General features: G+C 45.5%; 21 protein-coding genes. 13 read left to right on the top strand and 8 right to left on the bottom strand.

Annotated features, from left to right (window positions below):
- Positions 1 to 36: 36 nt before the first annotated feature.
- Both LEP1GSC047_RS09965 and gap read right to left on the bottom strand, forming a co-directional pair.
- Entirely contained in the window at positions 37 to 1,224 is a 1,188-nt protein-coding gene (locus LEP1GSC047_RS09965) for a phosphoglycerate kinase (protein WP_180993200.1), read from the bottom strand.
- Between the two features lie 2 nt (positions 1,225 to 1,226).
- Positions 1,227 to 2,234, bottom strand: a complete 1,008-nt coding sequence (gene gap / locus LEP1GSC047_RS09960; RefSeq protein WP_010418586.1) for a type I glyceraldehyde-3-phosphate dehydrogenase — start codon at positions 2,232 to 2,234, stop codon at positions 1,227 to 1,229.
- A gap of 186 nt (positions 2,235 to 2,420) precedes the next feature.
- On the opposite strand from gap, the gene LEP1GSC047_RS09955 reads away from it, so the two are divergent.
- On the top strand, positions 2,421 to 4,094 hold the full coding sequence (locus LEP1GSC047_RS09955) for a hypothetical protein (RefSeq protein ID WP_010418590.1): 1,674 nt from the start codon (positions 2,421 to 2,423) through the stop codon (positions 4,092 to 4,094).
- Here LEP1GSC047_RS09955 and lepB read toward each other — a convergent pair.
- Positions 4,089 to 4,646, bottom strand: a complete 558-nt coding sequence (gene lepB / locus LEP1GSC047_RS09950) for a signal peptidase I (protein WP_010418592.1) — start codon at positions 4,644 to 4,646, stop codon at positions 4,089 to 4,091. The two genes, LEP1GSC047_RS09955 and lepB, sit on opposite strands and share 6 nt — an antisense overlap.
- Positions 4,647 to 4,753: 107 nt before the next feature.
- Here lepB and LEP1GSC047_RS09945 point away from each other — a divergent pair, with 107 nt between their 5' ends.
- The 5 genes from LEP1GSC047_RS09945 (at position 4,754) to topA (ending at position 11,005) form a co-directional block, all read left to right on the top strand.
- Complete coding sequence (locus LEP1GSC047_RS09945) at positions 4,754 to 5,326, top strand: gamma carbonic anhydrase family protein (RefSeq protein WP_010418595.1); 573 nt, start codon at positions 4,754 to 4,756, stop codon at positions 5,324 to 5,326.
- Positions 5,319 to 6,392 (top strand): hypothetical protein, encoded by a 1,074-nt coding sequence (locus LEP1GSC047_RS09940; RefSeq protein ID WP_010418597.1) that lies wholly within the window; start codon positions 5,319 to 5,321, stop codon positions 6,390 to 6,392. The genes LEP1GSC047_RS09945 and LEP1GSC047_RS09940 overlap by 8 nt, the downstream gene beginning before the upstream one ends.
- 229 nt (positions 6,393 to 6,621) lie before the next feature.
- The gene (gene cysK, locus LEP1GSC047_RS09935; RefSeq protein ID WP_010418600.1) at positions 6,622 to 7,551 is read left to right on the top strand and encodes a cysteine synthase A; all 930 of its coding nucleotides are present in this window, start codon (positions 6,622 to 6,624) and stop codon (positions 7,549 to 7,551) included.
- 720 nt (positions 7,552 to 8,271) lie between these two features.
- The gene (locus LEP1GSC047_RS09930) at positions 8,272 to 9,120 is read left to right on the top strand and encodes an oxygenase MpaB family protein (RefSeq protein ID WP_010418602.1); all 849 of its coding nucleotides are present in this window, start codon (positions 8,272 to 8,274) and stop codon (positions 9,118 to 9,120) included.
- 40 nt (positions 9,121 to 9,160) lie between these two features.
- Entirely contained in the window at positions 9,161 to 11,005 is a 1,845-nt protein-coding gene (gene topA, locus LEP1GSC047_RS09925; protein WP_010418604.1) for a type I DNA topoisomerase, read from the top strand.
- An 11-nt stretch (positions 11,006 to 11,016) separates the two neighbouring features.
- Here the strand turns inward: topA and LEP1GSC047_RS09920 are convergent, their stop codons facing one another.
- Both LEP1GSC047_RS09920 and LEP1GSC047_RS09915 read right to left on the bottom strand, forming a co-directional pair.
- Positions 11,017 to 11,814: an ABC transporter ATP-binding protein gene (locus LEP1GSC047_RS09920; RefSeq protein WP_010418606.1), complete on the bottom strand. Its 798-nt coding sequence runs from the start codon at positions 11,812 to 11,814 to the stop codon at positions 11,017 to 11,019.
- Positions 11,801 to 13,282 carry an HDOD domain-containing protein gene (locus tag LEP1GSC047_RS09915; protein ID WP_010418610.1) on the bottom strand — a complete coding sequence of 494 codons (1,482 nt, stop codon included), beginning with the start codon at positions 13,280 to 13,282 and terminating at the stop codon, positions 11,801 to 11,803. The genes LEP1GSC047_RS09920 and LEP1GSC047_RS09915 overlap by 14 nt, the downstream gene beginning before the upstream one ends.
- A gap of 117 nt (positions 13,283 to 13,399) precedes the next feature.
- On the opposite strand from LEP1GSC047_RS09915, the gene LEP1GSC047_RS09910 reads away from it, so the two are divergent.
- Entirely contained in the window at positions 13,400 to 13,693 is a 294-nt protein-coding gene (locus LEP1GSC047_RS09910; RefSeq protein ID WP_052580695.1) for a hypothetical protein, read from the top strand.
- A gap of 97 nt (positions 13,694 to 13,790) precedes the next feature.
- Positions 13,791 to 14,036: a hypothetical protein gene (locus LEP1GSC047_RS09905; protein ID WP_010418615.1), complete on the top strand. Its 246-nt coding sequence runs from the start codon at positions 13,791 to 13,793 to the stop codon at positions 14,034 to 14,036.
- 104 nt (positions 14,037 to 14,140) lie between these two features.
- Here LEP1GSC047_RS09905 and LEP1GSC047_RS09900 read toward each other — a convergent pair whose 3' ends face one another.
- The 3 genes from LEP1GSC047_RS09900 to LEP1GSC047_RS09885 all read right to left on the bottom strand — a co-directional run bounded on the left by LEP1GSC047_RS09900 (position 14,141) and on the right by LEP1GSC047_RS09885 (position 16,085).
- Positions 14,141 to 14,992, bottom strand: coding sequence for a hypothetical protein (locus LEP1GSC047_RS09900; protein ID WP_010418617.1), 852 nt, complete (start codon positions 14,990 to 14,992; stop codon positions 14,141 to 14,143).
- 188 nt (positions 14,993 to 15,180) lie between these two features.
- On the bottom strand, positions 15,181 to 15,537 hold the full coding sequence (gene panD / locus LEP1GSC047_RS09890; RefSeq protein ID WP_010569412.1) for an aspartate 1-decarboxylase: 357 nt from the start codon (positions 15,535 to 15,537) through the stop codon (positions 15,181 to 15,183).
- 14 nt (positions 15,538 to 15,551) lie between these two features.
- Positions 15,552 to 16,085 carry a type II toxin-antitoxin system antitoxin SocA domain-containing protein gene (locus tag LEP1GSC047_RS09885; RefSeq protein ID WP_010418627.1) on the bottom strand — a complete coding sequence of 178 codons (534 nt, stop codon included), beginning with the start codon at positions 16,083 to 16,085 and terminating at the stop codon, positions 15,552 to 15,554.
- Between the two features lie 12 nt (positions 16,086 to 16,097).
- On the opposite strand from LEP1GSC047_RS09885, the gene lipB reads away from it, so the two are divergent.
- From lipB to LEP1GSC047_RS09855, 5 genes are all read left to right on the top strand, one after another.
- Entirely contained in the window at positions 16,098 to 16,736 is a 639-nt protein-coding gene (gene lipB / locus LEP1GSC047_RS09880; RefSeq protein WP_010418629.1) for a lipoyl(octanoyl) transferase LipB, read from the top strand.
- Between the two features lie 319 nt (positions 16,737 to 17,055).
- The gene (locus LEP1GSC047_RS09870; RefSeq protein ID WP_020988609.1) at positions 17,056 to 18,072 is read left to right on the top strand and encodes an LIC_12071 family protein; all 1,017 of its coding nucleotides are present in this window, start codon (positions 17,056 to 17,058) and stop codon (positions 18,070 to 18,072) included.
- A 6-nt stretch (positions 18,073 to 18,078) separates the two neighbouring features.
- Positions 18,079 to 18,876, top strand: a complete 798-nt coding sequence (locus LEP1GSC047_RS09865; protein ID WP_010418633.1) for an STAS domain-containing protein — start codon at positions 18,079 to 18,081, stop codon at positions 18,874 to 18,876.
- A 2-nt stretch (positions 18,877 to 18,878) separates the two neighbouring features.
- Complete coding sequence (gene murJ / locus LEP1GSC047_RS09860; protein WP_010418637.1) at positions 18,879 to 20,468, top strand: murein biosynthesis integral membrane protein MurJ; 1,590 nt, start codon at positions 18,879 to 18,881, stop codon at positions 20,466 to 20,468.
- A gap of 24 nt (positions 20,469 to 20,492) precedes the next feature.
- Positions 20,493 to 20,717, top strand: a complete 225-nt coding sequence (locus LEP1GSC047_RS09855) for a DUF167 domain-containing protein (protein WP_010418640.1) — start codon at positions 20,493 to 20,495, stop codon at positions 20,715 to 20,717.
- Positions 20,718 to 20,719: the final 2 nt, after the last annotated feature.

Below are 20,719 nucleotides of genomic sequence, written 5' to 3'. Positions count from 1 at the left end.
CGTCTTTCCTCGACTATAATCAAAATCTAAAGCGGATTACTCCGCTTTTTTAAGAAGAGCCTGTACGCCGGGAAGTTTTTTCCCTTCCAAGAATTCCAGGGAGGCTCCCCCGCCTGTAGAAACGTGTGTGATCTTGTCTTCCACTTTAGCCTTATTAATAGCCGCGATGGAATCCCCTCCGCCTACGATGGTTTTTGCCTTTGACTTTGCGACCGCTTTCGCAATTGCCATAGTTCCTTCTGCAAATTTATCGAATTCGAAAACTCCCATCGGTCCGTTCCACACGATAGTCGAAGCGTTCTTGATCACTTTTTCATAATTTGAAACCGTTTTCGGACCTATGTCCATTCCCATCCACCCGTCCAAAATTCCCATCTTATCGACGGTTTTACTTTTGGCTTTCGGATCGAACTTATCAGCTATGATATGATCGACGGGAAGTTGAAAATCCACTCCCGCTACTCCGGCTCGTTCGATTAATTGAAATGCCTCGACTTCGAAATCCTTTTCGACCAGGGAATTTCCCACCGGAATCGCCCGCGACTTGAGGAAGGTATAAGCCATTCCCCCGCCGATCAAAATATGATCCACTTTATCGATCAGATTTTTAATCACACTGATCTTTGAAGAGACCTTGGAACCGCCTATGATGGCTACGAAGGGTTTTGCAGGCCTGGAAAGTAGGCTGGACAGCTCCGTGATTTCCTTGTACATCAAAAGTCCGGCAAAGGACGGAAGGAGATGCGCGATTCCTTCCGTGGAAGAATGGGCCCGGTGTGCGGCTCCGAACGCATCGTTGACGTATACCTCGGCCAAGGCCGCAAGTTTCTTGGAAAATCCGAGATCGTTCTCTTCTTCTTCTTTATGAAAACGTAAATTTTCCAGAACCAGAATTTCCCCGTCCTTCAATTCTTTGGAGAGTTTGACTACCGGATCTCCGACGACATTTTTCGAGAAAGAAACAGGCGCGTTAGTCAGTCCTTTGAAGACTTCAAAAACCGGCTCCATCGAAAATTGAGGATCCGGTTTTCCTTTCGGACGTCCAAGGTGGCTTCCTATGATGATTCGGGCTCCTTTTTTTACAAGGAGCTCGATAGTCGGGAGTGTTTTTTCAATTCGGGTCGAATCCGTGACTTTACCGTTTTCGATAGGAACGTTAAAATCCACGCGGAGGAAGACTCGTTTACCTTTAAGATCTTCGTGCTCGAGTCTAGGTAGCTGTATCATCAACTTTTTTTTGCCATATAGCGAATTAAGTCTAGAACGCGATTGGAATACCCCATTTCGTTGTCGTACCAAGAAACCAGCTTAAAAAAGCGGGAATTCAATTCGATACTCGCGTCGTGATCGAATATCGAGGAAAGCGTGGAGCTCAAGAAATCGGTGGAGACGACCATTTCATCGGTGTACCCCAAAATTCCTTTCATGGCGCCTTCCGAAGTCGCTTTTATTTTTGCCGAAATTTCCTTTAGACTCGTTTCTTTTACGGTTCGAACCGTGAGGTCTACGACGGAAACGTCCGGAACGGGAATCCGGAAAGACATACCGGTGAGTTTTCCGTTCACTTCAGGAATGCAAAGACCGACCGCTTTGGCCGCACCGGTAGAAGCCGGGATGATATTCTGCATGGCTCCTCTTCCACCTCTCCAGTCTTTCTTGGAGGGGCCGTCTACGGTAGGTTGAGTGGATGTGGTCGCGTGAATCGTAGTCATCAATCCTTCCTCGATTCCGAAATTGTCCAGAACCACTTTTACGATCGGAGCCAGGCAATTGGTCGTGCAGGAAGCGTTGGATACTACGTGATCGGTTGCCGAGCTGTATTTCTCGTTATTGACTCCCATCACAAAGGTCGGGATGTCCTTATCCTTAGCGGGAGCGGAGATGACTACTTTTTTGGCCCCGGCCTTCAGGTGTTTTTCTGCTCCGGCTCGATCGGTAAATAAACCGGTGGACTCAACGACGTAATCTACCTTGAGATCTTTCCAGGGGAGTTTTTCAGGGTCCCGTTCGGAAACGCAGAGAACTTTCTTTCCGTCTATGATGATTTCTTTGTCGCTGTGTTCCACCGTTCCGTCGTAGCGGCCATGGGTAGAATCATATTTTAATAAATAGGCCAGGTTATCCGGCGTTACGAGGTCGTTGATAGCTACGAATTCGAGATTCGGATCTTTGATACCGGCCCGAAATACCAGTCTTCCGATCCTTCCAAAACCGTTGATAGCGATTCTTGTCATGTTCTTCCCTTTTTTCCTTAGGCTTTCTGTGGAGATGGGCGCGTTGAAACCCGCTCAGGAACATATTTTTAGGATAAAACCTTCCTGAAAATCCGTTTTTTGACGGGAAAAGAGGGACTTAGAGCAATCATTTTCACTTGAAATTAACAGGACTAAGAGGGGATCTTCCTTTAGCGAAACTCAAGAATGAAAACACAGAAAATCCGGTTGCTTCTCCTATTCATCTCCGTCGGAATTGCCATCGGTTTTGCGGCAAATCTACTGGAATTCTACTCATCCTTCCTGCGTTGGCCGGCGTATTTGAGCTTAGATGCATCTCAGCTGCGCATAGAATCCGTTTTATTGGGAACGGGTAAATTACCGTATCTGGAATTTTATTCGTTTAATCTACCGGGTACCCACTGGACGAATTTGCTTCTTTTGCGCATTTTCGGGACCTCCGATTTCGGGATTCGGCTTTCCGAACTGGTTTGGATTTTGATTTGTGCCGGATTGCTTTGTATATTTTTATATCGCAGTTCAGGATTCGTCTCCGCGATTGTCGGCGGATTCTTATTTTTAATGTTGCCGGAGGAAGCGGCTCCGTACGGGAGTTTTCAGAGGGAAACAATCTTCTTACTTCCGCTTTTCCTGCTTTGGAATTTACTCCTTCCGCAAAAAGGAGAAGATACTTCGGTTAGGGAAGAATATTCCCGATTGTTTAGAAGATTACCGATCCTAGTCGCCGTTTCCATCTTCTCGGCGATGATCAAGCCTTTCTTCCTTTTGTTTCCGATCATCCTGATCGGAGAAAGATATTATTCTTTCATAATGCAATTTAGGAAATTAGGCCAAAGGCCGCCGAGGTTTTCCAAAAAGGAATATATATCTATCCTCATTTCCTGTTTTGCCGGCGTATCCGTTCTCATTCTTCTTTTTTGGCCTATTTTAGCCTCAGGAAAGGCGATTTCGATTCTGGATGCGCTGGTATCGAATATCCAAACCCATAATCGATTATTTCGTACGCCGTCTTGGGAATCTTCGATTCTCTCCTTGGTCTCGTTTTCGGTATCCGATTTTCTGATTCCGCTCAGTAACGCGAGAGATGGAAAGCTTGGTGGATATTTCCTGCTCGTACTTTTCTTATTTATTTTTACCAAAAAATATCGAGAAGTTCCGTTACTCCTACCTTCTTTACTTGCTGGATTTTTAACTTACTGGATTCAAATTCGGGGATTTCATTATTATCTGATTCCGACTTGGGTGATTTTGCAATGCATGGCGGCGATTTTGGTCGGAGGCGCATATTCCACATTTATTAAATTTCTCTCCGATAAAGAGTCGACGAGGATAACGACCGTCTTTTTTTCGATTTTCTTATTTTGCGGAATTCTTTACTGCAATTTCAAAAAACAAAACATTTCCTTGCGGCTATACAAAGGAAACGGCCTCGTCGGTCCCCGCCTTGCCCAAGGATGGCAACCGTTGCGATTGTACGAAGAGTTGGATCGAATCGTTCCCGAATTACGAAGCGAAAAGAAAACGATCTCTTATGTTCCGATGGATAGCGCAACGTTTTCTTTAGCTGCGATTTTACGATACGGCTTGGGCTTCGATTCCTATTTCACTTTGGATTACGGGCTTTGGGTGGACTCGGATCAAAAGGAAGAGTTGCGTAAAAAATTTCTCTCGGAGATGGATCGATTTCAGTTTGATCTTATCGTGATTGCCGATGAGCCGATCAATAGGGGATTTATGGCTAAGAAAGACAGATGGCCGGAGTTCTCGGAACGTTTAAAACGAAATTACGATTCCATATCCGCCTTTTCGGACGTGACCGGAGTCGCTTTCGAAATCTTCCGGAAGAAAAAAATCCTATAACACTTTGCCGACGAGTTTTTCGAAAGGAATCGGGCCAAAGTCTCTGGAATCCAGACAATCGTCTCGATTATCGCATAGCAGAAAAAAATTTCTGTCCTCGATTAAGAGAGCCGGAAAATTGTCCCGATTCGAATGCAATGCGGGGAAGGCGTTTCTAGTATCGCGGTGAGAAATGATATAGGGTAGGTTGCCTTCCGTTTCCGGTATATTATTCCGAAATAGAACTTTCTCTTTCATGGAAAGAGTATCCCCCGGCTTGCCTACGATTCTTCCTAAAATCACGCTTCCGCTCTGAGTCGGATGTTCCGCTAAAACGACATCCCCTAAAAATAAGGAGGAAGGTTGAATCCAGCGATAGATATAGACTCTTTTTCCTTTGGGAATCGCAGGATTCATTTCCGAGGTCTCCGGAAGGAACGGAAAAAGAATCCAGGATCTGAGAAGCAAGGCAGAGAGCAGACCGATCGTTACGGAAAGTCCGAGTAACTTCGCGAATCTTTTTTTATCGAACTTCTTTTCCTTTTCTCCGAATCCTTTGCGTGGCGTAAACATTCATCCCATCCTTTGTCGTAGTGCCTAGTCGGTCAAAAGGAATTTCGACTTGTGGGCGGACTTGACGGGCCGGAAAATGGAACGGAAAGGATCGGGAGATTTTCCTCATGATGAGCGATGTGCGCGGATATGGAATGGTTTTGGAATATTTGGGAAAGAGTCCGAATATCCACGATAGCGTTTTTTTGGCTCCCGGTTCTCAAATAGTCGGAGACGTTGCGATCGGCAAGGATTCTTCCGTTTGGTTCCAGACGCTCGTAAGAGGGGACGTAAATTATATTCGCATCGGCGAGAATGTGAATATCCAAGACATGACGGTTATCCATGTCGCGAGAGACGTATATCCCGTCGAAATCGGAGATAATGTTTCGATCGGCCATAGAGCCACAATTCACGGATGCATTTTAAAGGACTTTTCATTCGTCGGAATGGGGGCAACCATCATGGATGGAGTCGAGTTGGGGGAATACTCGTTTGTAGCGGCTGGTGCGCTGGTCACACCCGGGAAAAAGATTCCATCCGGAGTGATGGTGATGGGATCTCCGGCTAAGATCGTAAGAGATATTACCGAAAAAGAAAGAGAGATCATCACAAGAACTACGGGGAATTACGTGAAATACAAAACGAATTATATGAACGATCCTTATTATTCCCGGCCGAGTTTTTCCAAAAATGACTGACTCCCACGGAAGTCCAGGAGTCTATCTACGCGGGACCGGCGTAATCGGTTGGCCACTGGCCTCGATTTTATTATTGATAAAGGCAAAGTTCGGAAGGTTTCGGGTTTTTGTAGAACCCTATCAGCTTCGGAAGGCGGAGATTCCTCAAATTCTTTCTCTTTTAGAAAAAGGAGCTGAGTTAGTCGACGACGGGGAAAATCATGTTCGGGATTTTTTTCCGCAATGGATACAAAAACAGGAAGCGCTTCGAAATTCTTATGTTCTATGCGACTCTTCTCCCCCTGGGATAGCGGAGAAGAGAATTCCGGAATATGAATCCGCTTTGTACGATGGGATTCGATTATTCATTGCACAAGGAAGCGAACATAAATTCGGCCCGCAGTTTCTTTATCCGGAAAATGCGGTGATTCTTGAAAAGGAGATCCCTAGATTCGTACACGTTTCTACTTGCAATACTCACACGTTAGCCGGAATACTTCGTCCGTTTTATGAGAAAGATGCGGACGAACTTCCGTCCGTTTTGGAAGACGCCGATTTCTTCGTGATTCGGAGGGATGCGGATATGGCTAAAAACGATCCCCACGTGACCGGACCTCTATTAGTCTTACCGGAATCGGAAACCGGAACCCACCATGGGAGACTCCTCAACGAAGTCTATGCTACTCTCGGTTTTAAGATCAAGTTGAGCTCTTCCTCCATTACGATTAACTCACCGTACATGCATTTGATTCGGTTCCGACTCAGGTTGAAGCGGGAAGTGAAACTGGAGGAAGTGATCGATAAAATTCAGACCGATCCGTTTCTTTCCGTAACGGACCTGATATCGACGAACTCGATTTTTTCATCGGGGCGGGACCGGGGATTGTACGGTAGAATCTTTTCTCACGCGGTTTTTCCTCTAGCATCATTGGAAGTTGGAGGGAGGGAGGTACGCGGATACGCGGCAACACCTGGAGATTCTAACGTTCATATTTCCACTTTGTACGCCGTTTTCAAGGGTTTAAAATTAGAATGGGGACCGGAGGTGGAGGCATTTTTAGCGGGAATCGTGCTTAAGACCGTTTAATCTTTGAGTCCTTATTGCGGTGGAATGATTGTGAATTTTCCGGAATCTTATCTCCCAAATCCGATTTCCTAGAAACGTAGAATGGAAGTTTATTTTAAAAGAGTTCGGGAGAGAGACGAAAAATGGCCCTGCAAGCCCTTTTTTTTATTGAAATATTTGATATATTGAAAACTGTTTCCAATATAGTAGCAATTGACCGGAATCAATATTGAAAAGGTAGGAACAATCAATGAAAGCAAATAATATCTTAGAGACTATAGGAAATACTCCTCATGTGAAGATTAATCGTCTCTTCGATTCCAAGCACACTGTTTACGCTAAACTTGAGCGATCTAACCCCGGCGGTTCTATCAAAGATCGTATCGCTCTTTCTATGATCGAAGATGCGGAGAAGAGCGGAAAATTAACGAAAAATACCGTGATTATAGAACCTACTTCCGGAAACACGGGAATCGGATTGGCGCTGGTTGCTGCCGTAAAAGGATATCGATTAATTCTCGTCATGCCCGAATCGATGAGCGTCGAAAGACGAAGAATCATGGCAGCCTATGGAGCCGAATTCGATCTTACTCCTAGAGAAAAAGGAATGCCTGGTGCGATCGAGCGTGCGAAGCAACTTGTATCAGAAAATCATAATTCTTGGATGCCTCAGCAGTTCGAAAACGAAGCAAATATCCAAGTTCATATAGAGACAACGGCCGCTGAAATCGTAAAAGATTTCCCGAACGGGGTAGATGTATTGATCACCGGAGTCGGAACGGGCGGTCATATCACCGGAGTTGCGAAAGTTCTAAAAGAGAAATTTCCGAAAACGAAAGTCTATGCAGTGGAGCCGGAGGCTTCTCCGGTTATTTCGGGAGGAAAACCGGGACCCCATCCGATCCAAGGAATCGGTGCCGGTTTTATTCCTAAAAACCTACATGTGGATCTGTTGGACGGAGTCATTCAAGTGACTAAAGATGAGGCCTTCGCGTATGCACTGCGGGCCGCGCGTGAAGAGGGAATTTTCTTGGGAGTTTCTTCGGGCGCTTCTTTAGCCGCAGTCGCTAAAAAACTGCCTGATATTCCGGAAGGTGCAACGATATTAACGTTCAATTACGATACCGGAGAGAGATATCTTTCGATTGAAGGTTTGTTTCCGGTTCCTTCTAACGGTTGAACTAAGTTTACCGCGACAGTGAAGTCGAAGGTGATTCGCCCTAAAAAAGCCCTACGAAATCCCGGCAAAGCCGGGTTTTTTTTATGGTCTTGGATTGCAGAGGACAGAGGACAGAGGACAGAGGACAGAACATTGATGAGCCGAGTTTCCATGCTCTATGGAAAGATTCCTACATTACAGTAGATATCTCCTCTACTTCTATAACCTTCACAACATCGAGCAGCTTCTGTCTAGCGTGAGCAAAGCGAACGCATCTGTCTTCTGCGCGGGAGCTCCCACAAAAAGCTTATTTAAAAAAAGCTTGGCGAATCCAGAGATTTATGATATAGAGCCAAGCACCCTCTCCCACGAGCCCTCCTCCGCCACCCGAAATCAGGGTGGGGGCTCGCCGAATAACCCACACTAGTACGATAGTACCGCTGCCTTTCCAAAAAAGTGCGGCTCAGTCCTCCGTAACTTTTCCAACATCGAGCAGCTTCTGTCTAGCGTGAGCAAAGCGAATGCATCTGTCTTCTGACCTCTGTCCTCTGAAAGCGAACGCGTCTGTCCTCTGCCTTCAGTCCTCTGTTTTATATAAAACTAATCGGTCCTCGGCAAGGTTGTGGTTTGTTATCCAACCTCTCGCATATTTTAGAAAAAGTCTTGTGCAATCAGCGTTCCATTTAGGATTAGCTTTTTGTAAATGATTTCTCACAATAATAAGGAGAGACAGGAATCTATATGTTTGATCGATTACGAATTTTACGAGAAATTGAAAGGCTGGATCCGGAGAAAGATGCTCATCGAATCGCATTTCTTTCCGGCAGCTACGATTTCCCGCAGGATGTGGAAATTTCTTTAGCGTTGGCGTTTTTCCGCACGTACGCGATTCCTTCCATCGCGAAAATCCTAGATGAAACCAAACAGTTCGAAAATTTCGGTCAAAAAAGATACGACGATACCACACTTATCCTAGGGGAATTTTTGGAAAACGGATTGGATAGCGAAAACGGTCGAAGAGCGATTCGCCGCTTGAATCAAATTCACAAACAATATAAGATTAAGAACGAAGACTTCCTCTATACCCTCACCACTTTTATTTTTGAACCGTCTCGCTGGAATGCCAGATTCGGTTGGAGAAAAAGTTCGCAACGGGAAAAACTAGCCAATTTCTATTTGTGGAGACGAATCGGTGAATTGATGAATATCAAAGATTTACCGAAGACATATGAACAGATGGAGAATTTTAATCGGACTTTCGAATCCAAGAACTTTAAACAGACGCCGGAAGGAATAAGATTGGGAGCGGCGACTCTACGGATTGCGCTAGGAAGATTGCCTAAAATTCCGGGACTTTCTTTTTTCGTCTCTCAAGTTCTATTTTCCTTAATGGATGCCCCTTTGAGATCCACTATGGGATTTCCGAATCCTAATTTTCTGATACAATGGGTAACGATTGCGGTTTTTAAACTGAGGGCTTTTATCCTCAGATATTTTTGGCCGCCGCGTCGGAAACCGTTCTTCGTAACGAAAAGAAAGAACCCTACCTATCCGGACGGATATTTGATTGAAAGCCTAGGACCTTTTTAAAAAATACAGGCGGGTTGTCTGCTCGGCTACCCGTCTTACGATGCCTCAACTTTTACTTGTCGAATCTCCTACGAAAGTTCGGACCCTGTCTTCTTACTTAGGCGGCGATTTTCAAATTCTAGCGACTTTCGGCCATCTTGTGGATCTACCTTCGGATCGACTGGGCGTGGATATCGTTCATGATTTTTTACCCGAATATGAGCTCTTACCCGGCAAGAAAAAAGTTTTGGCTCAGATCTTGAAAGCGGCGAAAGTTGCCGATCGTATTTTCATAGCTACCGATCCGGATCGAGAGGGGGAATTTATCGGTTCCGTCTTATCGGAAAGAATCGGCAAGCGTGGATCGGTGAAAAGAGTTAAATTCCGGGAGATCAGTAAAACTGCGGTTTTAGAAGCGGTATCACATCCGATCGAGATCGATTCTCGGCTGGTAGAATCGCAGGTCACTCGAAGGATCCTGGACAGACTGATCGGATACAAAATCAGCCCTTTTTTATGGAAGGCAATTTCTTCGGGATTGTCTGCGGGTAGGGTTCAATCCGTAGCCTTGAAATGGATTTGTGAGCGAGAGGCTGCGATCAGGGATTTTATTCCGGAAGATTCTTGGGAGGTGATTGCAAAAGTTCATTTTTCGCCGGAGAAAGAGGATTTTATTTTATTTCGTCGGAAGGACGGGGCCTTCGAAACCGAAGAGGAAGGCAAAACGGCTTTACGGAATCTTTTGGATCAAAATGCGGAATTGCGAGTGATCGATCGTTCCGAAAAAAAAGGAAAAACTCCCCCACCTGCGCCTTTTACTACCGCTAGTCTTCAACAAGAAGCATTCCGTTTTTTTAAATTTCCGGCGTCCAAGACCTTGAAATTGGCCCAGTCTCTATACGAAGGGGTGGATCTTGGAAACGGAAAACGCCAAGGTCTGATTACGTATATGAGAACCGATTCGGTTCGGATTTCCTCGCAAGCCCGATTCGCACTCAAGGAGGAGGCCATTTTATCCTTTGGCGCGGAATTCGTATCCTCGGAAGACGTTTCTCATAGGGAAAGAAAGGCAAAGGGAAAGACTCAGGATGCTCATGAGGCCATACGTCCCGTCGATCCTTCCTTGACTCCGAAAGACATTCAGCATCTTTCCGAACGTTCTTTGAATAAGGATGCAAAGAAATTATATGAATTGATCTGGAAACGGTCTCTCGCCTCTCAAATGAAACCGGAAAATTGGATTCGAATCCGGTTCCAGGCGGAAGCGGGTTCCGAAGTCTGGATCGGAGAAACGAAGAGGACGGAATTTCCAGGATACAGAATCGTTTACGGAGCCACTCAGGAAAGTCGACCTCCCTGGAAGGTCGGAGAAATACTATCTCCTACAAAATGGGAAATGCAAAAGAAAACTACCGAACCTCCTCCGCGATATACCGAAGCCACGCTGGTTGCGAAAATGGAAAAGGAAGGGATAGGCCGGCCGTCCACGTATGCCAGTATATTAGAAACTCTTTATAAACGAAACTACGCTATCCGGGATAAGATCGGGATTTTAGCCACCAATCTCGGAGAAAAAGTGAATTCATTCCTGCAAAAAGCGTTTCCGGATTTGTTTCGAGACGGATTTACGGCCGACATGGAAATGAAATTGGATCATATCGCGGAGGGTTCGGTTTCTCGAACTCAGTTACTGACCGACTTTTACTCGAAATTGGCGACGGTCCTAAAGGGCGCCGACATAAAATCGGTTTCCTCGGAATGGAAAAAAACATCCAAGACCGTCCTCGGATACGGCATTTGCCCGGTATGCGGGAAAGGTCAGAGAATTCGGAAGAGATCCTCCAAAAAAAAGGAATACTTCCTTTGCTCGCGGTTTCCGGACTGCGATTATGCGGAATATTTATGAGTAAATTCTCTTTAAGATCGATCGGCAATGGCAACCCAGGTTCCGTTTCGATTTTCCGCTAGAACCTTGCGGTCGTAGAGTTTCGTTAATCTTTCCGAGGTAAAGGCTTCGCCTATCGTACCGGAATATAAAATTTTTCCGGATTTTAAAAGTGCGGCGTGCTCGTAAAACGGCGGAATTTCATCCAATCGATGCGTTATGTAAATCGAAGTAAAATTTCGATTCTTCTTATAACCGTCCAAAAAATCGATGAATTCCTCTCTGGCCGTTAAATCCAATCCGGAGCAAGGTTCGTCTAGTATAACGAAATCCGGCGATGTCGACATCGCTCTCAAAAATAAGACTTTCTTCTTCTCTCCCGAGGAAAGGGTTCGAAATAACTGTTTGCGTTTTGCGCCCATTCCGTTCTCTTCTAAAATACGATCCGCTTCCTTTTCTTCCCAGGCGTCCGGGTCTCGATAATATCCGATCGTGTGGAAGAAACCGGTAAGAAGTACGTCGAACACGGTTAGACTTCTTTGCAAAGCGCTTTCTTGCTGGGACGAATCTAAGATTCCGATTTTGTTCCTCAGTTCTTGAATGGGAACTTCTCCGAACGCTTCCCCGAACAATTCGATCCGCCCGGCCGTCGGCCAATCCGTTCCATAAATCAAATTGACAAGGGTCGTCTTCCCTGCACCGTTTCTACCTAGCAAAACCCAATGTTCGTTTGGGTTGATTCGAAGATCGATTTCCTCTAAAATCGGCGTTCCGGAGCGAAAGAAACGGATTCCTTTCAGATTTAAGAGTGATTGCTCAGTTTTCTTCATTCGCGATCTCGTAAGCCTTAGTCAATCTTTCGCAAGTCTCTTCGAACTTCTGTTTATCGTCCAGTTCGAACTTACGCAGGATATTAGAGTCGACGGCATAATATGTGACTTTCCGTTCCGTATAATCACTCATCATATTTGCAAGATATACTGTTTCGACTAGATCGGCGTAAATCGTTCCATACGCCATGAAAGGGCGATGGTGGAACTCTATCATATTGACGAGATCGGGCGGAAAATCCCACTTTCGAGCTAGCATTCCTCCGAGCGTGGGATGGGAGATTCCGATCGAGATTTCTTCAAAAATCGTAGAATTATTTAAGTCCCTGTATTTTTGGAAGGCGCTCAGTTTTCTGAATAGATTCGGATCGAGAGCCAGCAAGACGAACTTTCCTAGATCATGAAGCAAAGCTCCAGCGGCGGCGATATCGCCGAGCTTGACGAGTCCAGCTCTTTGAGAAACTTGTCGAGCTAAATAGCTAGTCAGGTTGGAATGATTCCAGACCTCCTGTAGCTTGGTATATCGTCCTTCCATAATTTTTCGAACGCCTGAAACATAAAGAAGGTTCCTGACGTTTTTCAGTCCGACGACTTTGACCGCTTGAACGATCGTATTCACTTTGTTTCGGCTGGCGAAGCCCGCAGAGTTTGAAAGTTTAAGAAGGTCGGCACCGAGAGCGGGATTCCTTTCTATTTCATTTGCGATCACTCCCAAGTCCGAATCGGCATTATTGCAAAGACTGATGATTTTCGTGAGTGTATTGGGTAGAGGAGGAAGCCCTTCGACTTCGGTGAAAATTCGATCTTTCAATTTAGTCGTGACTTCCAATGGAACGATCTGTTTCGGGATCACCAAAGTCGCTCGAGTGATTTTCCCGTCGGATTCGATCTTGAACTTATCCATTCCAATTCCGGAATTTTTTAAAAGTAGCTGGATGAGTACGATTCCGAGTCCGGCACTTTCTTGGCTATCCGACATGGTAAGGAAGGCTTCCGATAAATCGTTGAATTTGCTGGCGGATTCCAGTCGAGCTTTGATTCGCTCGGATTCCTGGGCGAGAAGGGGACAATCGTTTTCTACCAGAAAAATCAGATTTTGATTCAGAATTTTAGCGCGTAAACGGACCGAAAAATTAGAACCTTTTAAGACAGGTTCCTGCTCGTCCCATCTATGAATGATCTCCTCTTGAAATCGTTTTATTCCACGTTGGTATTGAGCGGCGTCGGATATATTCAAACCTTCCGACAAAAAGAAGATTCTCTTTGCATTGGCCTTATTGGCATTCATCAGAAGCTCTTTCAGAATCGTGGAGACTACCTCGGTAAGAAAAAGGCGGTCTAAATGCCCGAGAATTTGTAATAGGAGCAAGTAAATCTGCTGGTGATCCTCATCGGAAATAAATCTATATTCGATATCAATTTCTTTCCCCGAGGAAAGCGAATCCGCATATTCTGAGACGTTCAACATTCGCCTCAAATTTAGGTTGGAACCCCGCACTCGCAAGAAAAAAAATGCGATCGCCGGAATCCGATCCGGAACCGTTTGTCCGGGAGAAAAGATATACTTTTTTCTACAGGAGGTCGAATGGAAATGGATCGAGACCAGGAAAAAGACGGATTGAAACTTGCAGACGGGACGTCTAACCACGATCTCCAGGAGGAGCTTCGATACTTTTTAGAGAATCGGTTGGACGGTCTTCTTGCAGAAGCGGAGAAACTCAGAGTCGTAAGGGGGACGAGGCGTGCGGGAAGCCGACAATTACGCAAAAAGACACTCCATTCGGACAGAGACCAAGGAAATTTGCCTTTTTTGTGGCCTCTTCCCGAGCCTCCCGAGGAGGAGATCCCTCTTTCAAAGGCCTCCGGCGAAGAGCCTTGATTTCCCCGAAAATCGACCTAGCAGTTCGATTCTTTTTATGTTCTCATTAGGTAAATAAGGATGGACAGGGCTAAGGAAACAGGTAGGGTATAGTTGAATGGATAGCAGCTTCTATTACGAAGACGCCCCCCAGGATGAACCGGAAAAACGCGATATTTTGGATATCATGGATTCCTACCGGTACATGAATTCCTCCTATTTCTTTGACTTTCTCTCAGACGGCCGTTGGGATCATGGAAAAGGCTGGGTTGAAAAGCATATAAACCGGGACCAATGGTCGACTCGCTTTGTTCCCGGGAGTATCGATCGGTACCGAAGACCTCGGGATTCCTCTAAACTTTAATGGAAACAGTAGACTCGGCGAAGCGAGCCGTGTCTTTGTGCGAACTCATAAAAAAAGGACCTTTCGGTCCTTTTTTTATTTCCAACTTTACCTTCGGTTCGAGTTCAATTCACTAGCTTTAGTCCATTGATATCTATAATCTTGCGATAGACCAACTTGTTCTTTTCCTTTTGGGGATTAAAGATCAAGACGGCTACCTTATTGAAAGTGAAGTAGCCTGGACGATATTCGGTATAATGATGGGAAAAGATTGTGCTCTTGTATTTCGCGCTATAGATCGTATAAGTATGTTTGCTTAACGATTCGTGACGTTGCTTTTGGAGGTCTTCCGGAGTTTGTGCCACAAAATTGCTGATCAGTACCTTATCCTTGGTTGGGCCCGCTTCTCCATAAAGTGTGATGGGAAGGGCAGTTTGAGGATTATTGGTCAAGTAGTGGACGAGTTCGTTAAAGGACGGATTTCCCAACTTCGCTTTTTCTCCGCGAACCAATTTATCCTCGTACTTTTTCTTGATTTCGTTATAACGTTGGTCTCCCCAAACGACTTTATTGTCCAATGGGGCGGGCATTAGATTGTGAAAGTTTACCACTTTTACGTCTTCTTCCACATCATAGGTGCGCCATTTCGGAAAAGGAACCAATTCGCGATGATCATCTACCTTGGCGGTGGAAGTTTCATTTAAAGCGAGAACGTAAATGGAAAAGTTTGCCGGATCGAAGTCTCTGTTTTCCAATTCGATCATCACATCCACAAATTCGCCCTTTCCGTTATCTGCATGTCTTCGGAAAAAGGAAACCTCCTTTACGAGCAATCGATCATCGTAATAGGCGAGGGGATAGAATTCCGGTCCCGAACCGGAATTAGCAGCGGTCGGCTTCTCCGCGTTCTGCCCGGATGCGGCGGTACCTAAGATAAATAATACTAAGGCGAAGGAGAATTTTGCAACGGATTTCATGCGTGTACTGATCCCAATACGGTTCTTCAAATTAAATATCGACCAATCATCCCCGAAACTTAGCCGGAACTTCCGGTTTTTTAGGAAAAACTCGCCCGGTTTAAACCTTGTCTCGAAATATTTTTCTATTTTAAACCGGAAGGCAAAATTCGTCCAGCGTGAATGTCGGTCCGTTTTCGCGGTTCAGGTTAGATCTTTTTGATATGATTTTTTTCGTCCACGAGGACGACTTTCGGCTGGTATCCTTTGGGAAGTTCTTTTTCTTCCAAGGAACCGTATGAGATGATAATTACCTTATCGCCTTTCATACCGAGGCGAGCTGCAGCCCCATTCAGGCAAATTTCTCCCGAACCGCGTTTGCCTTCGATGAGATATGTCTCGAATCTCGCGCCGTTATTGACGTTAACAACGGATACCTTTTCGTAGGGAAACATTCCGGCCGCATCCACCAAGTCCATATCTACTGTTAGGCTTCCCTCATAATTGAGGTCTGCGTCAGTAACCGTGGCGCGGTGTATTTTGCCTTTACAAACCGTTATAAGCATGCTTCCCGCCTTAGCTACTCGCTAAAAAGTACCTTAAATATTTTGCCGGAGATATTCAAAAGCGTTTTTCTCTTAAAGAAATGGATTTTGGTATTCATCGTCTCTTTGTTGAATTTAATTTCCGAGAAAAGAGGCGTAATGACGTAGTTTTCATAAAGATTCGGGTAAACTCGGTTTTCGTCGTAAACCTTCCCTTTAAAATTCTCCAATACCTTCCTCAAAATCCGTTTTTCCTGGCGATTTAAGTCGATTTCCTCTTCATGAGCGGGGCCGACCCAAATCAACAGATATCCGGCAATCCCCGTTTCGGTCAATTTTGGCTGTACATCTATTAGACGGTTTTCTTTCAGATGAAGCAACGCCTGATTCAATTCCATGGCGTAGGGAGAGTCTTCTAAATGAATGTATTTTTGTCCTGTGATGATCTTGGCGTATTTCTGGAAAAAGACCCCGTCCGCTAAATAAATTAACTTTGCCAACTCCTGGCGATTGCGTCCGGAGGGCGATCTCTGTAAGATAAAGGAGATGACTTCGAGTAGCTTTTCCATCGTAATGTTATCGTGGTACGGGCAATTTCCCTTAGGCACCCGGTCCCCTATGAGAGATACATTCTCTTTCAGGAGAGGGCGAGGGCAAAAAGAAAGGAAACCATTCTATTTTTAGAACACCCTCCCACGATTACCGCCGGGATCAATTACAATATCGGTAACCTTCTCCAGAACCCGGAATTCCTATCTAAAAATGGCATCGCTCTCCATTATATCAAACGGGGCGGGGATTTTACCGCCCATGAACCCGGACAAATCGTTACTTACTTTCATATCGATCTGAAGGGGCGGGGTCTGACGATTTCGAACTTCTTGGATCAGGTGCTTTCTTCGGCCATGGAAGCCGTAAAAAAAGTTTGGAATTTGGATCTAATTCGGCGCTCCGATTCGCCTGGATTGTATCTTTCCGCCGACCCGGAACGGAAAATTCTTTCGATTGGAGTTCTATTCAAGTCCTGGTTTACCGGCTACGGAATTGCCCTCAATGTATCCAATGATTTTTCCGCATTTCGATGCATTCATCCTTGCGGCGGGGACTGGCGAAACATGGTTTCCATTGCTAAACTGGGTTTGGACCCTAGCCTGGAAAAGCGAAACCATTGGATTGTAGAATTTCGAAAAATCATTCAGGAAACGCTTTCAGAAGACTGAAGACTGAAGACAGAAGCTGCTCGAGGTTGGAAACCCCCTGTGTTATCGCGGATTTTTCCCCGTCCTCTGTAACCTTTCCAACTAGTAGCAGCCTCTGTCTAGCGCGAGCGAAGCGAGCGCGTCTGTCTTCAGTCCTCAGTCCTCTGAATAGGAGCTCAACGGATTTCAGAACGAAAACTGTTGGCTGATTTTTGTGAAATAAGGCAATTCTACCGCTTCGCACCAACTAGGCATCGGGATAAAGATTAACGAAGGACTCCTTTTTTCTCCTTTAGAGAATCAGTCGTTACGACCGATTCTTAGGAAGAGAGGTCATCAGGTGCAGACTTTTAAACACGTTTTATTCTTTATTTTTGCTCTCATCGTTTGCGAAGGAATTGCAATCGGTGCTTCCGCCTGGTCCTTTTTGGAATCCTCTTTGGCTTCCTTCGATCAACTGAAAATTTCGTCGGACCATCGAGCGAGGGACACCATCAGTTCCCTTTCCAAATCCACGGAAAACAAATTGGACGGCGAAAAATTAGCGGATTTGAACTTTACCTTTGCGCGATTAGTGAAAGTGACCTCCGAAGATAAGGACGGGTTTCGGATCAAAGATATTTCCGTCGTAAATGATTCCGGGGTCGTTCTCGCTTCCTCAAACGAAGACTATCTCGAGGATCCCTTAAAGAAGAGAAAACCGGAAATCAAATTTCTTTCTCCCACGTACACGATCGCGCACAGGCTCAGAAAATGGCAGGTGGGAACTCCCGTATTACTCGGAAAACGGAATGTTTCTTCGGATCAGCCCGTATTAAAAGCCGTGGCTCCTATCTTTCCGGAAATTCTGGAACCGGACGTTTTATTATCCATGGGTGTGTATCACCCCGAGAAATTGGAAAGGGTCGCTTCCTTGTTTATGACTTATGAACGAGGAAATTTCGGGCATTTCGTACGAACGCAAACGGATCTTCTTTTATGGATAACTCAGAATAACGCGTGGATTGCTCTGATCTGCGCTATAGTCATCGGGTTAGTGCATCTTCTTATTAAAAGCGCCGGTTCCGGGTATGCACAAGCAAGCACAGCGACGATATCTAGCGCTCGAACTTCTTCCTCTCCTCCTCTTTGGGAAAAAGTGGACTTTGCTCAGACCGAAGGCCCGGTTCGCTGGCAAACCGGAAGCCAACCTGCCGCTTCTCGTCCATCTTCGCCGACTGCTCCAATTGCCGAGGTACAAAGACAGGTTCCCTCAAAAACGGAAGTTCTGGAAAAACCGATGCCGATTTCGAGCGCGGAAATAGTCTCTCAACGTTTGGATAAGCCTGAGATTCTGGATGCGATTTATTTAGGATAGGCTTTCTTGGAACTCAAGACTTCTCGCTTTCATAAGATTTTACGGATCGTTCCGAAAGGAACTCTCGATTCCCATTCTTCGCCCGACTTGATTCGTTTTTTAAAATCGCGTTGGGAAGAAGGGGATCGCCTTTTCTTAATGATTTGCGACTCCATTCACTATTTGGAAGAGGAGGGTATCGGTTCGTTATCCGAATTGAATTCCTTTCTGCAAAAGAACGGCGGGAACATCGCGTTTGTCGGATGGAATGAAGAATGCAAACTCGTACTCGGCCTTTTCGGTCTAACGACATCTTTGCGGATTTTTCCCGCCGAACGGGATGCGGAAGAATGGCTATCCTCCTTAAAAATCGAAGATCTTCGTTCTAAGCAGAATACGTCCGAGCATTCTATCGCCTCATTGAGGCAGACGAAACCTCTCCAATTTTATTCCGCTCCTAATGAATCGATTCCCGAAGAACGGGATGAATCGGTGCATATTCCAGAGATTAGGACGATTCCCGTCGCGGACGCAGGGAGAGCGCAGACGGCTGCAACTTCTTCGACTCGTAGCCGAGAATCTATTTCGAAAAAGGATGAGTTCGCCTCCGAGCTGAAATTGGAGCAGTCCTTGGAAAAACTGAAAGGTTCCGTCTCCGATAAAATTTTGTATTGCGAAAGTTGTCATTCCCGCTTGCGAATCCGACTTTCGGGGAGATACAAATGTCCGGCTTGCGGAATTGAGTTTGACGTGAACAGGTTGGGCGGAGTTCGTTACTTAGAACGACTTGTAGTCTCGCCGGAAACTTCCGGTCCAGCAGGGTAACCTTGTCCAAAGCAGCCACTCGTAGCTTCGCTCTTTCTTTCTACACTTTACTTTCCCGAATTCTAGGTTTATTCAGAGACCATTTCATGGCCGTGTCGTTCGGGACAGGCATGATCGCGTCCGCTTTTTCGGTCGCCTACAGACTGCCTAATATGTTCCGGAATCTTTTAGCGGAAGGAACTCTTTCGCAATCCTTTATGCCTCTCTATTCCGACGCGGGAAAGGAAGGAGAAGAAGCAGCGCGGAGAATGAGCGGAGCGGTTCTGGTTTTCTTAGCGCTGATTCTATTCGCATTCGTCCTACTGGTGTTTTCGCTCTCTCCGATCGCCATTCCGTTATTGGTCGGAGGCTCCAGGGAATATTCGACTCTTGTAATAGAGTTGACCTATATATTATTTTTTTTGATCGTTACGGCCAGCTTATCTTCGATCTTTATGGCGATTTCGAACGTTAAGAATCGGTTTTTTGTCCCTTCTCTTTCCCCGATTATATTAAATTTAAGTTATCTAGTCGTCTTTCTTTGCATCTTTCCTTTTTTAGAGTCGGATCTCCTGACGAAAGTTCGGATACTTTGCTTTGCCATCATATTCGGCGGCGTCATCCAATTATCCGTTCAAGTTTGGTACGTTTCTAAAAACGGCGAAGGCCCGATACTTTCTTGGAACTACAAACATCCCGCTATAAAAAAGATTTTTAGGCTGATGCTGCCTGCTGCTCTGGGAGGCGGTTTTTATCAGCTTGGTTTGTTGGTGGATATTTTTCTCGCGAACATGGTTCAAAACGCGAATCCGGGTTTGGGTGCCGTGGTAAGTTTAGACTATTCACAAAGGCTGGTTCAACTTCCGACCGGAATCATCGGCGTGGCCCTGGCTACGACTACGTTGCCTGCATTACTTTCCGCATTGAAGGAAGACCGACATTCGGAGGTACCGGGAGAAATGCTCGGGGTTTTAGGATTCGCATCGTTTCTTACGGTACCTGCGGCGCTCGGAATGGGAATCCTGGCCGGGCCGATCCTGGATTCGATTTATTACGGAGGAAGATGGGATCATGTCGCGACGGAAACCGCCACGATGCCTCTCATTCTCTATTCGATAGCGGTTCCTTTTTACAGCATGAACAAAGTTCTGATTTCCTCCTTTTATGCGTTTCAGGACACTAAGACTCCGTTGAAAATTCAGGCTTTTTCCTTAGGGTTGAATTTGCTTTTGAATCTTTCTTTGATTTACTATTTAAAGCATTCGGCGATCGCATTGGCTTCTGCAGTGACTTCGATTTCCACTTGGCTCTTTTTATCCAGAAGTCTTACGAAGCACGGAATCGTTTTCCCATGGCGAGGTTTTGTTCGAAAGACGCTACGTCTTTCGGTTCCCTTGATTTTAATGAGCCTTATTTTGATTTTGTACAGATATTTCTTGCATGATTCCCTATTATTCCTTTTGCAATCGGAAGGTCTGGGATACGCAAATTCCTCGAGAGTTTCCGTTTTGATCGCGGTTCTCTTTTCCGCAGGAATTTTTCTGGGAACCTGTCTGGTTTTAGGTATCGATGAGATAAGATTAATCGCTGGTAAATTTCGAAAAAAACGTTAGAGTTCGTTTCGAAATTTGTTCCAGATGCGTATCGAAGTAAGGGTCAAACCGAATTCTAAAAAGCCCTTTGTCAAAAAAGGGGAAGATCTGACTTGGATCGTTGCCGTCCGGGAGCCTGCGATCGAGGGAAAGGCAAACGATGCGGTTCTTGCAGCGATCGCCGAAGAATTCGGAGTTTCCCGACGATGCGTGCGATTAGTTCACGGTGAGAAGGGTAAAAGGAAACTCATTGAAATCGTCGAAGACTAAGC

The organism is Leptospira inadai serovar Lyme str. 10, from assembly GCF_000243675.2.
Lineage (GTDB): Bacteria > Spirochaetota > Leptospiria > Leptospirales > Leptospiraceae > Leptospira_B > Leptospira_B inadai.
This window is presented reverse-complemented; position numbering and strand designations above follow the sequence as displayed.